The 17,405-nt window shown below is 40.2% G+C and carries 20 protein-coding genes; 16 read left to right on the top strand and 4 right to left on the bottom strand.

Annotation, left to right across the window (positions count from 1 at the left end):
• The first annotated feature begins 62 nt into the window (after window positions 1-62).
• The 5 genes from J0K78_RS05375 to phoU all read left to right on the top strand — a co-directional run bounded on the left by J0K78_RS05375 (window position 63) and on the right by phoU (window position 4,501).
• On the top strand, window positions 63-1,046 hold the full coding sequence (locus tag J0K78_RS05375) for a PstS family phosphate ABC transporter substrate-binding protein (RefSeq protein ID WP_206945725.1): 984 nt from the start codon (window positions 63-65) through the stop codon (window positions 1,044-1,046).
• 79 nt (window positions 1,047-1,125) lie between these two features.
• Entirely contained in the window at window positions 1,126-2,073 is a 948-nt protein-coding gene (gene pstC / locus J0K78_RS05370; RefSeq protein ID WP_206945724.1) for a phosphate ABC transporter permease subunit PstC, read from the top strand.
• Entirely contained in the window at window positions 2,073-2,951 is an 879-nt protein-coding gene (gene pstA, locus J0K78_RS05365) for a phosphate ABC transporter permease PstA (RefSeq protein WP_206945723.1), read from the top strand. The genes pstC and pstA overlap by 1 nt, the downstream gene beginning before the upstream one ends.
• 22 nt (window positions 2,952-2,973) lie before the next feature.
• On the top strand, window positions 2,974-3,822 hold the full coding sequence (gene pstB, locus J0K78_RS05360) for a phosphate ABC transporter ATP-binding protein PstB (RefSeq protein WP_242517697.1): 849 nt from the start codon (window positions 2,974-2,976) through the stop codon (window positions 3,820-3,822).
• A gap of 19 nt (window positions 3,823-3,841) precedes the next feature.
• Window positions 3,842-4,501 (top strand): phosphate signaling complex protein PhoU, encoded by a 660-nt coding sequence (gene phoU, locus J0K78_RS05355; protein WP_206945722.1) that lies wholly within the window; start codon window positions 3,842-3,844, stop codon window positions 4,499-4,501.
• Between the two features lie 190 nt (window positions 4,502-4,691).
• Here phoU and J0K78_RS05350 read toward each other — a convergent pair whose 3' ends face one another.
• Window positions 4,692-5,141: a hypothetical protein gene (locus tag J0K78_RS05350; protein ID WP_206945721.1), complete on the bottom strand. Its 450-nt coding sequence runs from the start codon at window positions 5,139-5,141 to the stop codon at window positions 4,692-4,694.
• Window positions 5,138-5,515: a hypothetical protein gene (locus tag J0K78_RS20010; RefSeq protein ID WP_242517696.1), complete on the bottom strand. Its 378-nt coding sequence runs from the start codon at window positions 5,513-5,515 to the stop codon at window positions 5,138-5,140. Before J0K78_RS20010 ends, J0K78_RS05350 begins: the two co-directional genes overlap by 4 nt.
• 183 nt (window positions 5,516-5,698) lie before the next feature.
• Here J0K78_RS20010 and rpmG point away from each other — a divergent pair, with 183 nt between their 5' ends.
• The 5 genes from rpmG (at window position 5,699) to J0K78_RS20250 (ending at window position 9,448) form a co-directional block, all read left to right on the top strand.
• The gene (gene rpmG / locus J0K78_RS05340; protein WP_035509116.1) at window positions 5,699-5,848 is read left to right on the top strand and encodes a 50S ribosomal protein L33; all 150 of its coding nucleotides are present in this window, start codon (window positions 5,699-5,701) and stop codon (window positions 5,846-5,848) included.
• A gap of 100 nt (window positions 5,849-5,948) precedes the next feature.
• Window positions 5,949-6,518 (top strand): 5-formyltetrahydrofolate cyclo-ligase, encoded by a 570-nt coding sequence (locus J0K78_RS05335; RefSeq protein ID WP_206945720.1) that lies wholly within the window; start codon window positions 5,949-5,951, stop codon window positions 6,516-6,518.
• A gap of 92 nt (window positions 6,519-6,610) precedes the next feature.
• Window positions 6,611-7,594: an L-lactate dehydrogenase gene (locus J0K78_RS05330; RefSeq protein ID WP_206945719.1), complete on the top strand. Its 984-nt coding sequence runs from the start codon at window positions 6,611-6,613 to the stop codon at window positions 7,592-7,594.
• A 30-nt stretch (window positions 7,595-7,624) separates the two neighbouring features.
• Complete coding sequence (locus J0K78_RS05325; protein WP_160915006.1) at window positions 7,625-7,810, top strand: hypothetical protein; 186 nt, start codon at window positions 7,625-7,627, stop codon at window positions 7,808-7,810.
• A 108-nt stretch (window positions 7,811-7,918) separates the two neighbouring features.
• On the top strand, window positions 7,919-9,448 hold the full coding sequence (locus tag J0K78_RS20250; protein ID WP_206945718.1) for a rhomboid family intramembrane serine protease: 1,530 nt from the start codon (window positions 7,919-7,921) through the stop codon (window positions 9,446-9,448).
• On the opposite strand, the gene J0K78_RS05315 is transcribed toward J0K78_RS20250, so the two are convergent.
• Window positions 9,445-10,296, bottom strand: a complete 852-nt coding sequence (locus J0K78_RS05315) for a hypothetical protein (protein WP_370551075.1) — start codon at window positions 10,294-10,296, stop codon at window positions 9,445-9,447. The two genes, J0K78_RS20250 and J0K78_RS05315, sit on opposite strands and share 4 nt — an antisense overlap.
• Window positions 10,297-10,434: 138 nt before the next feature.
• On the opposite strand from J0K78_RS05315, the gene J0K78_RS05310 reads away from it, so the two are divergent.
• The 6 genes from J0K78_RS05310 (at window position 10,435) to J0K78_RS05285 (ending at window position 17,165) form a co-directional block, all read left to right on the top strand.
• Complete coding sequence (locus tag J0K78_RS05310) at window positions 10,435-11,916, top strand: spore germination protein (RefSeq protein WP_206945716.1); 1,482 nt, start codon at window positions 10,435-10,437, stop codon at window positions 11,914-11,916.
• A gap of 65 nt (window positions 11,917-11,981) precedes the next feature.
• The gene (locus tag J0K78_RS05305) at window positions 11,982-12,197 is read left to right on the top strand and encodes a YqgQ family protein (RefSeq protein ID WP_206945715.1); all 216 of its coding nucleotides are present in this window, start codon (window positions 11,982-11,984) and stop codon (window positions 12,195-12,197) included.
• The gene (locus J0K78_RS05300) at window positions 12,197-13,153 is read left to right on the top strand and encodes an ROK family glucokinase (RefSeq protein WP_206945714.1); all 957 of its coding nucleotides are present in this window, start codon (window positions 12,197-12,199) and stop codon (window positions 13,151-13,153) included. Before J0K78_RS05305 ends, J0K78_RS05300 begins: the two co-directional genes overlap by 1 nt.
• Window positions 13,154-13,452: 299 nt before the next feature.
• Window positions 13,453-15,333 carry an LTA synthase family protein gene (locus J0K78_RS05295; protein ID WP_206945713.1) on the top strand — a complete coding sequence of 627 codons (1,881 nt, stop codon included), beginning with the start codon at window positions 13,453-13,455 and terminating at the stop codon, window positions 15,331-15,333.
• Between the two features lie 343 nt (window positions 15,334-15,676).
• Complete coding sequence (locus tag J0K78_RS05290) at window positions 15,677-16,363, top strand: ABC transporter ATP-binding protein (RefSeq protein WP_206945712.1); 687 nt, start codon at window positions 15,677-15,679, stop codon at window positions 16,361-16,363.
• Between the two features lie 13 nt (window positions 16,364-16,376).
• Window positions 16,377-17,165 (top strand): ABC transporter permease, encoded by a 789-nt coding sequence (locus tag J0K78_RS05285; protein WP_206945711.1) that lies wholly within the window; start codon window positions 16,377-16,379, stop codon window positions 17,163-17,165.
• 55 nt (window positions 17,166-17,220) lie between these two features.
• Here J0K78_RS05285 and J0K78_RS05280 read toward each other — a convergent pair whose 3' ends face one another.
• Window positions 17,221-17,394 carry a DUF2759 domain-containing protein gene (locus J0K78_RS05280; protein WP_307725367.1) on the bottom strand — a complete coding sequence of 58 codons (174 nt, stop codon included), beginning with the start codon at window positions 17,392-17,394 and terminating at the stop codon, window positions 17,221-17,223.
• Window positions 17,395-17,405 lie beyond the last annotated feature (11 nt).

Here is a 17,405-nt window from a genome sequence, read left to right as displayed (position 1 = left end):
AAATGTGAGTTGGCCAAGCAGCCAGACACAAAACATTTCCACAAAAATAGGGGGAGAAAGAAATGAAAAACTTTAAAAGTTTAGCACTAATGCTAATGTTCATTCTAGTGCTGGGAGTACTTGCTGCATGCGGAGGATCCGAAGAGGAACCAGCAGCTGAAGAAGGCAACAACTCAGAAGAAGGTTCTGAAGAAGTATCTGGACCAATCGCTATTGATGGTTCTTCTACTGTATTCCCGATCATGGAAAACTTGACTTACACATACAACCAGGAAAACCCTGATGTGAATGTGACAGTTAACTCTTCCGGTTCCGGCGGTGGATTCAAAAAATCTACAGTTGGTGAAATTGATCTAAGTAACGCTTCTCGTCCTATCAAAGAAGAAGAAAAGGCAACTGCTGAAGAAAACGGCATTCAATTAGAAGAACTAGAACTTGCGTATGATGGTCTTTCTGTTGTAGTTAGCCAGAAAAATGATTTCGTTGAAGAATTGACAATTGATCAATTGAAGCAAATCTTCCTTGAATCTTCTGACGCTAAAATGTGGTCTGATATTAATCCAGAATGGCCTGAAGAAGAAATCAAAATCTTCAGCCCAGGACATGATTCCGGTACATTTGACTACTTCAACGAGGTAATCCTTGAAGAAGAGCCAATGAAAGAAGGATCAAATACAACACTTTCTGAAGATGACAACGTACTCGTACGTGGTATTGAAAATGATCCAAATGCGATCGGATTCTTCGGATATGCTTACTATGCTGAAAACGAAGATGTATTGAAAGTTCTTGGAATTTCTGAAGGTGGAAACGAAGCTGTAAAACCAGGTCCTGAAACGATCCAAGACGGTTCTTACACACCACTATCCCGTCCACTATTCACTTATGTAAACGTGAATGCGTATAAAGAAAAAGCACAAGTACGTGATTTCGTAGAATACACATTGAACAATGCTGGAAAAGCTGCTGAAGAAGTAGGGTATGTAGCTCTTCCTGAAGACAAGTATCAAGAACAACTTGAAACAGCGAAAAGCTGGGCAGAGTAATTGATTTGAAAACCTAACAAGGAAGGTGAGACTTGATTTGGGGTCTCACCTTGCCTTATGGATGAGAGGAGATTTTAACATGGACAAGGGGTTACAATCAGAGGGAAAAATGATTGACGTCCAACAAATGATCGAAAGGAATAAGAAGAAGAAAAGTCTTGGGGAAAGAATAGAGAAAATCATTCCTTTTTTCTTGCTTCTTTGTGCTGCAGTTAGTGTTCTAACAACTGTAGGGATATTGTTTACTTTGTTGAGAGAGTCTATTGGCTTCTTTTCCAATGTGTCTTTAGTTGATTTTTATACAGGTACAAGCTGGTCACCTTGGTCTGGTGAGTATGGAGTCGCTCCATTGATTGGTGGTACGTTACTCATCACTTTGATTGCTACGCTGGTAGCTGTACCATTGGGACTTATGTCTGCCATATTTTTGAGTGAATATGCAAATGATAAAGTAAGGCGTGTTATTAAACCTGTGCTTGAAGTTTTAGCAGGTATTCCGACTGTCGTTTATGGTTATTTTGCTTTGACGTTCATCACACCAATGTTCCAATCTTTCATTCCTGATTTAGGAATTTTTAACGCCCTTAGTGGTGGGTTCGTTGTCGGTATTATGATTATTCCTATGGTGGCATCTCTTTCAGAAGATGCTATGAACTCTGTTCCAAACGCTTTACGGGAAGGAGCTTACGGATTAGGTGCAACAAAACTGGAAGTTGTATTTAAGGTGGTCTTACCTGCCGCACTTTCTGGAATTATCGCATCCATCGTTCTTGCAATTTCAAGAGCCATCGGAGAAACAATGATTGTAACGATCGCAGCAGGGGCTACACCTAACCTAACCTTCAATCCGACAGAATCGATTCAAACCATGACTGCTTTCATTGTGCAGGCAGCAACAGGGGATACCACTTTCGGATCTACTATTTACTACAGTTTGTATGCAGTAGGAATGACATTGTTTGTCTTTACACTCGTCATGAACCTTATTGCACAGTACATTTCTCGTAAGTTCAGGGAGGAATATTGATGCTTGGTCAAAATGAACAAAATATTAAGAAACGTATGGAAGGGAGAGTAGCCATCAACAAAATCCTCATGGTTTTGTTCGGTCTGGCTACTGCAGTGGGATTAGTCTTTCTAGTCTTACTTTTTTATCGTGTATTGACTCAAGGAATTGGTTATTTAAGTCTTGATTATATTTTGAATTTCCCAGCACCATATCCAGAGGAAGCTGGTATTTATGCCGGATTAATCGGATCCATTTTCTTAATGATTATTGTTGCAATATTCGCCGTCATCATCGGGGTTGCAACAGCCATTTATTTGGAAGAGTACGCACCTAAAAATAAATTCACGGACTTTATCAGAGTGAACATTCAAAACTTAGCTGGTGTACCTTCTATTGTGTTCGGACTATTAGGATTAACTTTCTTTGTTTATATGTTTAATTTTGGTTATACTCTCATTGCAGGTGGATTAACAATGGCGTTGTTGATTCTTCCAGTCATTGTAGTAGCTGCTCAAGAAGCAGTCCGATCGGTACCAGCTGAAATTAAGGAAGCATCTTATGGTATGGGAGCCTCCAAATGGCAAACCATTGCCCGGGTTATTCTTCCTGCAGCTATTCCGGGGATTCTTACCGGTGCCATTATCGCTTTGTCCCGGGCCATTGGTGAGACTGCACCCTTAATTATCGTAGGTGCGGCCACTGCCATTTACACCTTACCTGACTCATTGCTGGCTAAATATACCGTCATGCCGATTCAGATTTACAACTGGACAGGAAGACCACAGGAAGAATGGCAGTTTGTTGCAGGAGCAGGAATTATTGTTCTTTTAGCCGTTTTGCTACTCATGAATTCAATTGCTGTTTTGATCAGAAACAAATATCAACGTCGTCTTTAATTAGGATGAGGAGGGTTTCAATATGAATAAAGTAATGGAAGAGAAAACAAATAAAAAGGTAAACCAGGGAACAGCGAAGCCTGAGGTTAAAAAAGAGGGAATTAAAAAAGAGAAAACAAATAGCATTATCGAAGTGAATGACTTGAACTTATGGTATGGCTCAGACCAGGCTTTATATGAAGTGAGTATGGAGGTACCAGAGAAGCAGGTGACTGCGATTATCGGACCTTCCGGGTGCGGAAAATCGACGTTCTTGAAAACATTAAACCGCATGGTGGAAATGGTTCCAATTGTAAAGACTTCCGGATCCATTAAGTATCGTGATCAGGAGATCTTCAGCAGTAAATATAAAGAAGAATACCTTCGCACAAAGGTAGGAATGGTGTTCCAAAAACCTAACCCATTTCCTAAGAGTGTCTATGATAATGTAGCATACGGACCAAGAATCCATGGAATTAAAAAGAAAGAAGTATTGGATCAAATTGTAGAGAAAAGTTTAAGAGATGCGGCGATTTGGGATGAGCTGAAAGATCGTCTAAATGAAAATGCCTACAGTCTATCTGGTGGACAGCAGCAGCGTGTTTGTATCGCCCGTGCTTTAGCAGTTGAACCTGATGTTATCTTGATGGACGAGCCGACTTCAGCCTTAGACCCGATTTCTACGGCGAAAGTAGAAGAGCTTGTTCAGGAGTTGAAAGAAAAATACAGTATTATTATCGTGACACACAATATGCAACAGGCCGCGCGTATTTCAGATAAAACAGCCTTTTTCCTAAATGGAGAATTAATAGAGTTCGCTGACACTGATAACTTGTTCCAAAACCCTCACGATAAGCGAACAGAAGACTATATTACTGGACGCTTCGGCTAATTTTCAGGGGGGATATTCCATGTCAATCCGTATTCATTTTGAAGAAGAACTCGAAGACTTAAAGAAACAAATTAAAGAGCTAGCTCATGATGTAAAAGATTCACTTGACCAAGCAATCCATGTCCTATATCAAGGAGATGTAGAGGCTGCAAAAAAAATCTTGGAAGATGACGCAGTCATCGATCGTAAGGAAGAAAAGATAAACGATGATGCTATTTTGATGCTGGCGAAGCAACAGCCGGTAGCGAGGGATTTAAGAAGGATCATCATTTCTATTAAAATTTCCAGTGATCTTGAACGTATGGCTGATCATTCGACCAATATTGCGAAGGCAACGATTCACTTAGGTGAGCACCATGGGATTGAAATAGATCCCGAGTTGCGTGAAATGGCTGTCCTGGCTATGGATATGGTAGACCTGGCCATTAAATCTTTCGAGTATGAAGATATTTCGTTAGCGAATAAGCTGGCTGAGATGGATGATGTTGTAGATAAAAAGTATGGTTCGATTGTAAAGGAAATGCTGGAATTGACGGCAATAAATCCACAGCAGATCCAGCACATCATGCAGATGGCTTATATAGCCAGATATATTGAGCGTTTTGCTGATCATATAACGAACATCGGCGAAAGTATCTTCTATCTGGTGAAGGGTAGAACGTATGATTTGAACAAATAGTAGAAACAAAAAGCATGAATCGATTGCTTCGATTCATGCTTTTTAGTTTGGAAGTCATTTTTCTTTATTATTCCAGATATGCGTTTGCTAATTTTATCTCAGGAGGATTTATTTTTCACTCCATACCCTCAAGGTTATGTTGGAACATTTTTCTTTAAAAAAGAAAAAAAGCCGCTATAATGCGGCTTTTTTATTTGGATGTTATAGCTTCAGCGATTTCCTGATGTGACATTCCTGAATTTAGTGTAGCCTGACCAATCTGAATGTAGCGGCTGTAGTCATTATCTTTCATGAAGGATTCAAATTCGTTTGCATCTTTTATGATATTGGCCTGAATCAATTTTTCACTGATATCATCCGTTGTAGTGCCTGAGACGATGTCAATAGAAAAGGTTGTTACAGGCTCTTCAACAGGGGTGGGTGTGGATGACTCTTTGTTGTCACTTTCCTTAAGGGCTTTCCACTCGTCCTTAGTTAATGTTCGATATCCTTCATTTTGGAGCTTTTCAATCATTTCATCCGCTGTGTACTCTTTTTCTCCGGCTGTAGAGGAAGTGGCTTCTATATTCCAGTAGGATATAGCAAATACAATTACCGCTGTAAGTAAGCCCAGGGAATAGGAGCGTATCCAATGTTTCATGACTGAACACCGCCAGTTTTTTGCTGTTGAATCATCGACTGAACATCATACTCACTCAAATTCGTCTGTTTTGCTATGTAATGAGTTTTATATCCCTTTTGATACATGGATAGAACCGTATCTACTAAGGGAAGGCTACGGGGAGCTTCTTTTTTCTTCAGAGGTTGTTTCATGATTTCCTGGGTTAAATCTTCAGCCAGAAGCTCTTCTTCTAAAACCTTCATTTTCTTTTTTAGCTGGTAGTTGCTTTGCATCATTGTCATATTGACCTGTTCGACTTGGTTTTCAAGTTCTTTCATCCTGTCATTCATAAAGTATGAAAGAATAAAAAGACCAAGGGCAACAGCAGCCAATGTACCAATCACATAAATCAAGCTGTATCACTCCTTTGGTTGTCCACATTTATTTATATCATAGATTCAGATGCGTGGCTATGGGATATTTCACCGTTTTTAGCTGAATAACTACTTGAAAGGTCCAATCGTTTTTGGTATTATGAATTAGTCTGATAATGTGAATGAGACAGTGAATAGCTTTTATGATTAGGAGGAATAATAATGCGCGTAAACATTACACTTGCATGCACCGAAACTGGTGACCGCAATTATATTAGCACAAAAAACAAGCGTAAAAACCCAGAGCGTCTAGAGCTTATGAAATATAGCCCACGCGTAGGGAAGCACACGCTTCACCGTGAAACAAAGTAAGCAGTAGGATTATTTCCTACTGTTTTTTTTATATCCAAATGCTACTCGTGAGCATATTTGTTATTAAACAATATATGTAAGCAGAAGGGGAGGTGTTGGGTTGGAAAAGAATGAACTGAGGTTTAAAGGAAGAAAGATTCTTCAGGAGATAAGTGTAAAAGATAGGCTCCAACTAGAAGCAAAAATGCATGAGACGTTGTTCAAAAGCGAACTATGGAAGAATGCTGAGGTCGTTGGGGTTACATTATCTCAAACGCATGAATGGTCTACAGAGCCTATTATTGAGGAAGGATGGCGGACCGGCAAGAAAATGGTCGTACCCAAATGTATTCCTCAGAATCGAGAGATGGATTTTTATCATTTGGAGAAGTATGATCAGTTAGAGAGAGTCTATTTTGGTTTAAGGGAACCCAAGCCTGAGAGCTCAGCACTAGTGGAGAAAAATGATATGGATCTTCTTCTTGTACCAGGTCTGTTATTTGATGAAAAAGGATACAGAATAGGGTACGGAGGAGGATATTTTGATCGATTCATTGAAGGCTTTCGTGGGAAAACATTAATGATTGCTTCCAATCGACAAAAATACTCGCCACTTCCTATTGAAGAATTCGATCAAAGAGTGGAATATGTGCTTACAGAAAGCGGAATTCGATGTACATACCATCTTTAGTTCTAAAGATTTCACAAAACATTCATTCATTGTGAAATTGTGAGCAAAGTTATAAGTTATAATAGGGTTAGATTAATTGAGGAGGGATTAGATTGGAACATGTAAATCGAGTAGCATTAATCGGTACAGGTGCGGTGGGTTCGAGTTATGCGTTTGCTTTATTGAACCAGGGTGTTGCGGATGAATTGGTTATGATTGATTTGAACAAAGAGAAGTCTGAAGGCGATGCGATGGATCTGAATCATGGTCTCGCCTTTGCCCCCTCAAACAAGAAGATATGGTTTGGGGATTATGCCGATTGTGAAAGCGCTGACCTAGTCGTTATTACGGCAGGAGCGAATCAGAAACCTGGGGAAACAAGGTTGGATTTGCTTGAAAAAAACACGGCTATATTCAAATCCATTGTTGGCTCTGTTATGGAGAGTGGTTTCGATGGTATTTTCCTTGTAGCAACCAACCCAGTTGATATTCTGACCTATATGACTTGGAAGTTTTCCGGTCTTCCTGCTGAACGTGTCATTGGATCAGGGACGATTCTGGATACAGCCCGACTTCGTTTCAAACTAAGTGAATATTTCGATATAGATACACGTAATGTGCATGCGTATATTATGGGGGAACACGGAGACTCTGAACTGCCGGTTTGGAGTCACGCAAATGTAGCTGGACGCTCTGTTTTCGACCGTATTAAAGATCATCCTGATTTGTATGATGAAAGTGACCTTGAAGGTATTTTTGAACAAGTCAGAGATGCTGCCTATCATATTATCGCCCGCAAAGGGGCGACTCATTATGGGATTGCCATGGGGCTTGTGCGATTAACAAAAGCGATTCTTCATAATGAGAATGCAGTTTTAACAGTCTCTGGTTATCTACAGGGGCAGTATGGCATGGATGATCTTTATATAGGTGTGCCTGCGATTGTAAATCGTAAAGGGATTCAAGAAATCATTGAATTGGACCTTGATCAAGGTGAAATGAAAAAGTTTCACGCGTCTGCTTCCTTATTGAAAGAGGCAATGGAACCTGTTGTTCATAACTATGTGTATAAGGACGACGACCCAAGCGAAAAATAAGTTCACCTAATTAAAGAAGAGGTGGATGAGATGCGTCAATTTTTCAGATGGGTCATGATCATCGGCTCGGTTGCAGCAACGGTTTATAAATACCGGTACAAAGCGTTGGACATTGTTACGAAGGTTCCTTTTCTTCGTAAGCTTCTTGTTCGTTTGTCCATGAACATTCCTTGGATTCGCCAAAAATTTCTTTCACAAATGTTTCGTGGGCTATGAATATAATAAGCTGTCAGGGTATCTTCCTGACGGCTTTTTTCAATGCTTTCAGTTAGCTCCTTAACAAAAGGACATGATATGATGAAGGTGTAATTGAGGGGGTGCAACGTGTTTATTGAACAAGAGTATTATTTATGGAAACTTACCTATGACCTTGTTGTAGCGCAAGATTTTCAAGTGCTTAATATGAGTACAGAACAAGGAGAAATATGGCTTGAGAAGGAGCAGGATTGGCAGACCCATGTCATCCGCTTAACACATAAACAAATCAATTGGAAAAATGAGCTGCGTAGGGACCTTGAAAAAGCGTATCGCCAGTTATCTCAAAATAAAAAATTATTCCGTGGCGGAAAAGTTCAGTTCCATGTAGTGTATGTTTCAGAACACCCTCCTGTGGAAGAGTGGGAAAATGCTGAAAAAGATATCGCTTCACAAAAAAATCCCATATTCCTTTACTATATGGATAATGAAAACAAAACTAGAGAGAAGAAAAAACTTTACGATGCTTTTGAATTAGATGAACCTCTCATTGATCAACACGTGAGTGAAAGCGAAATGGAGGCCATGCTCCCCTACTTGAAGCATCAGCTTGTTAAGAAACAACAAGATCAAAGAAAACAAGTCATGTCAATCTTCGATTATGGCAAACCTCGAATGACCTACTTTTTACTTGCTGTCAATGTATTGATTTTTCTTTACATTGAATGGGTGGGTGATAGTACTTCGGTGGAAACCCTTATACAGTACGGCGCAAAATTCAACCCCGCCATTATGGATGGGGAATGGTGGCGAATCGCTACTTCTATGTTTCTTCACATAGGGTTTCTTCATCTATTCATGAATATGTTCGCCCTTTACTACTTAGGTACGGCCGTTGAGAAATTGTATGGAACTCGACGTTTCACATGGATCTATTTACTTTCAGGTTTATTTGGCGGTGTGGCGAGTTTTATGCTGAATCCTCATGTAGCGGCTGGAGCATCAGGTGCCATTTTCGGGTTGTTCGGGGCTCTCTTGTTTTTTGGTGTCCAGCATAAACAGTTGTTTTTTCGAACAATGGGATGGAATCTCATTTTTATCGTTCTTCTTAATATCTCATTCGGGCTGCTCGTTCCACAAATTGATAATGGAGCCCATATCGGTGGAATGGTCGGCGGTTTTATTGCAACTGCGGTGGTCCGTATGCCTAAACAGAAGAATGGTTTAAAACAGCTGACTGCTCTTATTGCCTATTTATTACTTATCTCAGGTATGGCATTAACAGGTTATATGGGACTGTTCAATAGCGGGAACGGTTTTAGTGAGGTACAGGAGACGCAGGAACTAAATCAATCAGGTGCCTATGACGAAGTAATTGAAATCACTAGTTCAGCTTTGGAAGAACCTGGTGAATATGAGGCTGCGCTTCTTTTTAATCGATCTTTTGCGTATTTAAAAAAAGGTGAGACCAGTGCAGCAAAGAAAGATTTGCTTCGTGTTTTGGAACTTTCCCCTGAGATGGCAGAGGCACATTATAATTTAGCGCTATTATACCAGCAGGACGGTGAAGAAGAGAAAGCGGCTGACCATGCAGAACAAGCCGCTGACCTTAATCCCGATCAAAAGGATTTTAAAGAACTAAACAACAGTCTCCGTTAATAGGACTGAATGAGCCGATGTTTTTTTCCGGTATCATCCTCATAAAGGACGATCAAATGCTTCCCTTTTTTATCAAAAAGAATGAGTGGAATATAGCTCTGAATCGGGTGGGAAGATTTTGTGTCGCTGATGCCCAGCACATAGTTTTTATATAAACCTTCCCATAGCTGTCCTTTTATTCGTTCAGAGTCATCTTCATTCGTTCCAGGTAAGGGCTTGTCTTTGTAGTCTGCGAGGTCAGTCAAAGGTACAAGTGTGTAGTCTTCTTTGTTTATGCCATAGTGCGTCAGCAACTCTTCCCATTGAACTTCCAGTTGTTGCTGAATGGAGTGGTCCAGTCTATTTTTCCACTCCTCCTCCTCTTGATTTGCTGGTTCTTTGAATGCGGTCCGCTTGGAGTGAGGGGAATCAATGACATAAAGCTCGTCCTTTGAACTTGCCTGGATGCTTTTAATCGGACCACTCTCCTCATGAATTTCTCCATGATGGAAAGAGATCGCCTGATATTTTTGACTATCCTCCCCGTGTAAGGACGTTTCTTTCTTAATTTCTGATGTATTTTCCTCCCACTTGCTCACCACGCCTTTTAGTCGCCCGTTTACATATAAAAGGGAGACGTCCTGTCTCAAGTACATGGCTTTATCACTTTCAGAAAACATATTCCATAGGATTTCATATTCGTCCTCATCTTCTTGGTAAGCAAAATCCAAGGATGTTCCATAAGATTGAAATTCACTTCTGTCATCTAATGGGAAATATTTGATGACTGCTTCTTCATTAAAGTATTGAGTATAGATTGCAATAAATATGGCTAAGGCCAAAGGACCAAGTACCCATTGTACCCACACTTTTCTCAAACCATCATCTCCTCATACATCCTCTCTGCATAGGTGATTTATATTTCAAGATATGTTCCATTTACCATGGACATGCGTATAATCCTCTCTCTTCCCTTAGTGTATGAATAAATGAATTTGGAAGAAACTATGTCCAGAAGGTTAAGAGGAGGATGCGTTTTGGAAGAACAACGCTTATTTGATAGTTATGAAAAAAATGTATCGTATCTCAAAGATCGGCTCGGAGTAGAAGAAAGTTTTGACATGGTTCATCTTGACCTAGTTTACGCTGGACGAGGGATGTCCTTATTTCTTGTAGATGGTTTCGTAAAAGATGATATTCTTCACTATTTAATGAAGCTTCTCTCTAGGCTGGATCCTGATCAACTGGAACCGGACCCCCTTGAAAAATTATTAAAAACCCATCTTCCTTATGTAGAGTTAGAGAAGAAAAAAGATTTGAATGCAGCGGCAGATTGGGTATTGGCAGGTCCAACAGCATTAGTTGTTGAAGGCGTCGATGAGATCATTATGATTGACGCACGTACTTATCCTGTTCGCGGGCTTCAGGAACCTGATCTTGAGAGAGTAGTGAGAGGATCGAGGGATGGTTTTGTAGAGACCATTATCTTCAATACGGCTTTGACGAGGAGAAGGATTAGAGACCGTTCTTTGAGAATGGAATATTTGCAAGTCGGCCGCCGGTCTTTAACGGATGTGTGTATTTGCTATATTAAAGATATTGCAGACTCAGACCGTGTCGAAGAATTGAAGAACGTATTGCAGGATATTGATACGGATGCGCTTCCGATGGCAGAAAAGACCATTGATGAATATATCAGCGGTCGTTACTGGAACCCCTATCCAGTTATCCGTTACACAGAACGTCCTGATACGGCAGCTGCCCACCTGTATGAAGGGCATATTCTCGTCATTATAGATGGATCACCGAGTGTCATGATTACTCCATCAACTTTTTGGCATCACTTACAACACGCAGAAGAATATCGTCAGAAACCGTTGGTAGGTGCGTATTTACGTGCCGTTCGATTTTTTGGTTTCTTTGCATCCATTTTTATTCTTCCTCTGTATTTTCTTTTCTCTAAGAGACCGGATTTGCTTCCAGAAGCTCTTGCATTCATTGGACCCACCGACACGGGAACCTTGCCGCTCATCGTCCAGTTTTTGATTGCCGAAGTAGGTATAGACATGCTGCGTATGGCAGCCATCCATACCCCATCTACCCTGGGAACAGCTCTTGGGTTAGTAGCTGCCATATTGATTGGTCAAGTGGCTGTTGAGGTTGGTATGTTCTCAAGTGAAGTGGTCTTGTATTTAGCCCTTGCAGCTATAGGTACGTTTGCTACACCGAGTTACGAATTAGGACTAGCCGATCGAATAACAAGGCTTGTGCTTCTTCTTGTCACAGGATTATTTGGATTAAAAGGATATGTACTGGGAGTGACCCTCTGGCTCCTCTATATTTCCAGCATGAAGTCTTTCAAAACACCGTACTTATGGCCGTTCTTACCTTTTTCATGGAAACCGTTAAGGGATGTTTTACTTCGCTCCCCGATTCCTTTAAAAAACCGAAGACCGGCATTTCTACACCCGGATGACCCTGATCGTTGATCGATCGGGGTTTTTACGTTTTCAAGTTGTGTAGGTATTGGTATAATGTATGGTGGTGATGAAAAATGAAAACGATTTATGATATTCAGCAATACTTGAAAAAATTCGGAACGATTATTTACATAGGCGACAGGTTGGCCGATTTAGAAATGATGGAAGATGAAGTAAGGGAGTTGTACAAATCTCAATGTATGCCTTCTGAAGACTTTCAAATGGCTATTCTGCTTTTAAGAAGTGAAATTGCGAAACAAAAGGATCGTCAAATAGGGGAGGAAAAGTAATGAGTCATTACTATATCGGTGCAGATATCGGTGGAACTACTGTGAAATTGGCTATTATTGATGAGAATGGAACAATCGTTAAAAAATGGGAGATCCCAACTAATACAGCTAATCAGGGAGAAGCGATTCCTTCTGATATCGCAGCGTCCATTACAAACACTTTGAAAGAAGAGACGATTGACTCGTCGATGGTTGTGGGGATTGGCGCAGGAGCACCAGGGTTTGTGGATACGACTACCGGCTATATTCATGAAGCCGTGAATATTGGTTGGAAAGATTTTGATTTCGGTAACCTTCTCAAAGAATTGACTGGAATGACCGTATGGGTAGATAACGATGCGAATTTAGCTGCTTTAGGAGAGAACTGGCTAGGCGCGGGAGAAGGGTGCACAGAGCTCATAGCCGTTACTCTTGGTACAGGTGTAGGTGGTGGCATTATTGCAAATGGCCAGATTCTTAATGGTGCCAACGGTACTGCAGCAGAGATTGGCCATGTCACAGTTGTACCTGATGGAGGAGCTCCTTGTAACTGTGGGAAAAACGGGTGTCTTGAGACTGTTTCTTCAGCGACAGGTATTGTCAGAAAAGCTAAAGAAGCAGCGGAATACCACCCGGAATCTAAACTGAACACTTATATAAATGAGGGAACATTGACCTCCAAAGATGTATTCGAAGCATCAGAATCTGGTGATGAGGCGGCAAGTAGAGTGATTTCGGAGATTACCGATGTCCTTGGAATGGCGATTGCGAACATGGCGATTGCGATCAACCCGGAAAAAATCGTGATTGGTGGGGGAGTCTCCCGAGCAGGTGATTTACTGTTGGCCCCCCTTGAAAAAGCGTACCGGAAATATGCCTTACCAAGAACGGCGGAAGCATCGAGTTTCGGTATAGCTGAGTTAGGGAATGATGCAGGTGTCATTGGAGGAGCTTTCTTAGTTAAAAAGAATACATAAAAAAGTTGGAGCCTGGAGCTCCAACTTTTTTATGTTTCCATTGTATAAAATTTGTAAAAAAATTTTAATCGTGAAGACTTCTTTTTATCATGTTTTTGTCTTATGATAAGAAAAGCTCCAACTATCATTTTGCAGATGATGGAAAATGTAATTTTTTTATGAAACTTTTATGGGACCAATTACGTCATATATGAAGAAAGAGTTTAATATGGATTATAAGTGGAAAATGTTAAAGAAGATAAGGGACCTGGTTAATTTTTGTTAAAATTGATCAGTATCGTACTAGAGGAGGAACCATGATGCAATGGAGAATGAAGAACATGCCATTATTTATCATTGCGACATTGTTGTTTGGTCTGAAGACTTATGTCGTATATAGATTCATGTTCGATTTATCGATTGAGAATCCAATGCAAGAATTCATACTTTTATTTAATCCGATTGCAAGTGCCTATTTGATTTTTGCAATAAGTGTATGGCTGAAACCTAAAAATCAAATGAAATATTTACGCTGGACGACGTTGATCGGTTCATTGGTCTTATTCTTAAACTTAATTTTCTATAGGAACTTTACCGACTTTATTACCATTCCTGTGCTGTTCCAGGGGAACAATGCTGCAGACCTTACTGGTAGTTTTTTGACCTTGCTGCACATCGAAGACATTTTCATCTTTGCTGATGTGGCGCTCGTTTGGTATTTGAGCAGACAGAAATTTAACCTATCAGTGAAGATGCCGAAGCGTGGGAAGATTGCAGTGACTGCCGTTACTTTTCTGCTTTTGGCGGGGAATGTTGTGCTTGCAGAGATCGAGCGTCCGATGCTTTTTGTACGGGCCTTCGACCGTGAATATCTTGTGAAGAATATCGGCATTTACAACTATCATTTGTATGATGCAACGATGCAGACAAAAACAAAGGCCCAACGAGTTTTTGCGGATGGCAGTGAAATCAGTGAGATAGAGACGTATTTGAAGGAAACATCTCCTGACCAAACGAACAAGGATTCAGAGCTATATGGAATTGCAGAAGATAAGAACGTCATATTTGTAAGTGTGGAGTCCTTCCAGAACTTTCTATTTGATTCCGAGATTAACGGAACAGAAACGACACCTTTCCTTAATGATCTGAAACAAAGTAAGGACACCATCACATTTGAAAACTTCTACCATCAAACCGCCCAAGGGAAAACCTCCGATTCGGAGTTCATTGTTGAAAACTCCCTTTATCCTTTGGGAAGAGGTTCCGTGTATTTCACACATGCAGGGAACGAGTACAATGCTCTGCCTGAAATATTGAATGAAGAAGGTTATGAAACCTCTGTTTTTCATGCCAATAACGCAAGCTTTTGGAACAGGGATGTCATGTATGAGAACGTAGGGTATGACCAGTTTTATGATGAGAAATCGTTCGAAGTTACTCCTGAGAACTCTTTCGGCTGGGGACTGGAAGACAAAGCGTTTTTTGAACAATCCATTAAATATTTGCAATCACAGGAAAAACCGTTTTATAGCAAATTTATTACTTTGACTCACCATTTTCCATTTGAACTTCCTGAAGAAAAAGCAAATATTGATAAATACGATTCCAATTCAAAAACGTTGAATTCTTATTTCCAAACCGCTCGTTACACGGATGAAGCGTTGGAACAATTTTTCCAACAGTTGAAAGATGCCGGTATTTATGATGATTCCATCATCGTTTTGATGGGTGACCATTATGGAATTAGTGATTTTCACAATAAAGCTATGAGCCAATTTTTAGGCGAAGAAGTCGATCCTTATGTGCAAACCCAACTTCAGCGAGTGCCATTTATGATTCACATTCCTGGGTATGAAGACGGAGGAGTGCAAGATAAGGTGGTTGGTCAAATTGATGTTAAACCGACATTACTCCACCTTCTGGGTATTGAAGAAAACGGTGATTTAACCTTCGGTGATAATATGTTCGCAGAAAAGAATAAAGACTTCGTTGCTTTAAGAGACGGTAGCTTTATTACAGACGATTATTTGTATTCAAATGAAACGTGTTATGATCGTTCCTCAGGAGAACCTCTTCCTGAAGAAGACGCTCAAGTATGCCAACCTATTAAAGAAAAGGTAAGTAAAGAAATGAATTACTCAGATAATATCATTTATGGGGACTTGTTCAGGTTTTACGAGTTTGATCAAACAGAAAAATAAGGGAAAAGCCGCTGAGACATTGTCTTAGCGGCTTTATTTTTATTGATGTAAGAAGTGAGGAACGCTGTAATAAAAAACTCCGGCCTAAGTTGTAGTAAAGCTGAAGAAAACACGCAGCATTGAAGGGTTGTCGTTTAGAAATCTATATAAAAAACTGATAAGCTTTATGAATGTGAACAAGGAAGGGGTGGATATTATTGGTGAATAGATTACATATACACCCACTAAAGCGAATGTGTAGTAGTGGTTAGAATAGGGAGCTTTTACTTCGCTCTTCACATAAATTCATACATATAAGGGTAATGATATTTACAAACAACGTTTTATGGAGAGAGGGAAAGGTATGTTTCGTTTTGAACATGTGTACCAAGGGGTTCTTCAAGATATTAATTTTACAATGGAAAAACAGGATAAAGTCATCCTTTTCGGTCCCTCAGGCGCTGGGAAGAGCACATTATTGTTCTTATTGAACCGTTTGAATGACCCTGAGCAGGGGGCCATTTATTTTAAAGGGGAACCGATTGAACAACATTCCATCACTGATTTAAGAAAACAAGTAGGTCTCGTCCTCCAGGCACCGAACCTGTTCCCGGGAACCGTATTGGATAACATTAAATATGGACCGTCCTTATTTGATGCATGGGACGACCAACAAGGGAAAAAATTATTGGATTATGTCCAACTACCTTCCAATTATCTTGAAAGAGATGTAGATCAGCTTTCTGGCGGTGAAAAGCAACGGGTATCTCTGGCAAGGACATTAGCCAATTCACCTGAAGTTTTACTCCTTGATGAGCCTACCAGCGCTCTTGATTATCGCACAGCAGAAGAGATTGAAGAGGTACTGGAGTGTTTGATGGAAGAGCATCAGCTTACCATGCTTATGGTTACTCACAATTTGAATCAAGCACGGAGGCTTGGGAACCGAGGGTTGTTTATTAGTGATGGACAGATTGTAGAAGATGGAAAAATACCAGATATGTTTGATCATCCGAAAACAAAAGAGCTTGAGAAGTTTTTAGAGCAGTAGGGAGGAAGAAGGTTTGGAACCAGAAATATCGAATCAGTCGCTATTCTTTTTAATTATTTTCGTCATCGTCCCTTTGGCGTTGTCTTATTATTACCAGCTTGGTGTAAGCAAAAACGTTATCTGGTCCACCGTTCGAGGAACGGTCCAGTTGTTTGCTATTGGTTACATATTAACATTCCTTTTTGATCTACCCGCTCTTTATGGGATTCCGTTCATGTTAACAGTTATGATCATCATAGCTACTTTTCACGCAAGACAAAAGGGGAAGGACTTGCCTTATGTCGGGTTTATTCTTTTTGGAGGACTTTTGGCCATTGAGGTAGGTGTACTGAGTTTATGGCTCCTATTTGATATGATCCAGTTTAAACCTTCTGAAGTCATTCCTATGAGTGGGATGGTCATTGGCAACAGTATGACTGCTATGGGGCTTGCTCTTGAACGAATGAAAAATGAGTTTAAAGAAAACAATGGCCGCTTGCTCGCTTCCTTGTCTTTAGGAGCAGAGCCTAAGCAGGCCTCTCATTTGATCGTTCAGAATACATTACATGCTTCTTTGATACCTAACGTCGACCGTCTGAAGACCATTGGTCTTGTACAGTTGCCGGGAATGATGACTGGTTTGATTCTTGGTGGTGTTTCACCTGTCATGGCCATCAAGTATCAGTTAGTCATATCCCTCAGTATTTTCTCTTCCGTTTCATTAAGTGCCATGTTCATTACTTTATGTATGTACAGGTACTTTTTCAATAAAAACAAACAACTGTTGCAAACGGATGAAGAGATTAGAAGTTCACGCTCCTAATATGATCTTTCATAAAAAAGCAAGCAGACCAAAAGGTCTGCTTGCTTTTTAAGGTTTAACCAAATAAGTTGTACCAGATCGTCATGACTGAGAACCATCCGAAAATCAATGCTGATGCACCTGCGAAAAGAACAGCAAAGAAGTTTTTTGTTTTAAGTTCACGGAAAATTGCCCAAACACATAAGATTGTTACGAGTAAAAGAAGAATAGCTGTTACCAAATTCAGCACCCCCTAAGTCT

It is taken from the genome of Halobacillus sp. GSS1 (assembly GCF_017307035.1).
In the GTDB taxonomy this organism is placed as follows: Bacteria; Bacillota; Bacilli; order Bacillales; family Halobacillaceae; genus Halobacillus; species Halobacillus litoralis.
This window is presented reverse-complemented; position numbering and strand designations above follow the sequence as displayed.

Bases quoted from the DNA above. Each gene is read 5' to 3' on its own strand.
- phoU (WP_206945722.1), top strand. From the start codon at position 3,842: ATGTCAATCCGTATTCATTTTGAAGAAGAACTCGAAGACTTAAAGAAA.
- pstC (WP_206945724.1), top strand. From the start codon at position 1,126: ATGGACAAGGGGTTACAATCAGAGGGAAAAATGATTGACGTCCAACAA.
- J0K78_RS05325 (WP_160915006.1), top strand. From the start codon at position 7,625: ATGCGTCAATTTTTCAGATGGGTCATGATCATCGGCTCGGTTGCAGCA.
- J0K78_RS05310 (WP_206945716.1), top strand. From the start codon at position 10,435: ATGTCCAGAAGGTTAAGAGGAGGATGCGTTTTGGAAGAACAACGCTTA.
- pstA (WP_206945723.1), top strand. From the start codon at position 2,073: ATGCTTGGTCAAAATGAACAAAATATTAAGAAACGTATGGAAGGGAGA.
- J0K78_RS05375 (WP_206945725.1), top strand. From the start codon at position 63: ATGAAAAACTTTAAAAGTTTAGCACTAATGCTAATGTTCATTCTAGTG.
- pstB (WP_242517697.1), top strand. From the start codon at position 2,974: ATGAATAAAGTAATGGAAGAGAAAACAAATAAAAAGGTAAACCAGGGA.
- J0K78_RS05290 (WP_206945712.1), top strand. From the start codon at position 15,677: ATGTTTCGTTTTGAACATGTGTACCAAGGGGTTCTTCAAGATATTAAT.
- rpmG (WP_035509116.1), top strand. From the start codon at position 5,699: ATGCGCGTAAACATTACACTTGCATGCACCGAAACTGGTGACCGCAAT.
- J0K78_RS05300 (WP_206945714.1), top strand. From the start codon at position 12,197: ATGAGTCATTACTATATCGGTGCAGATATCGGTGGAACTACTGTGAAA.
- J0K78_RS05295 (WP_206945713.1), top strand. From the start codon at position 13,453: ATGCAATGGAGAATGAAGAACATGCCATTATTTATCATTGCGACATTG.
- J0K78_RS05305 (WP_206945715.1), top strand. From the start codon at position 11,982: ATGAAAACGATTTATGATATTCAGCAATACTTGAAAAAATTCGGAACG.
- J0K78_RS05350 (WP_206945721.1), bottom strand. From the start codon at position 5,141: ATGAAACATTGGATACGCTCCTATTCCCTGGGCTTACTTACAGCGGTA.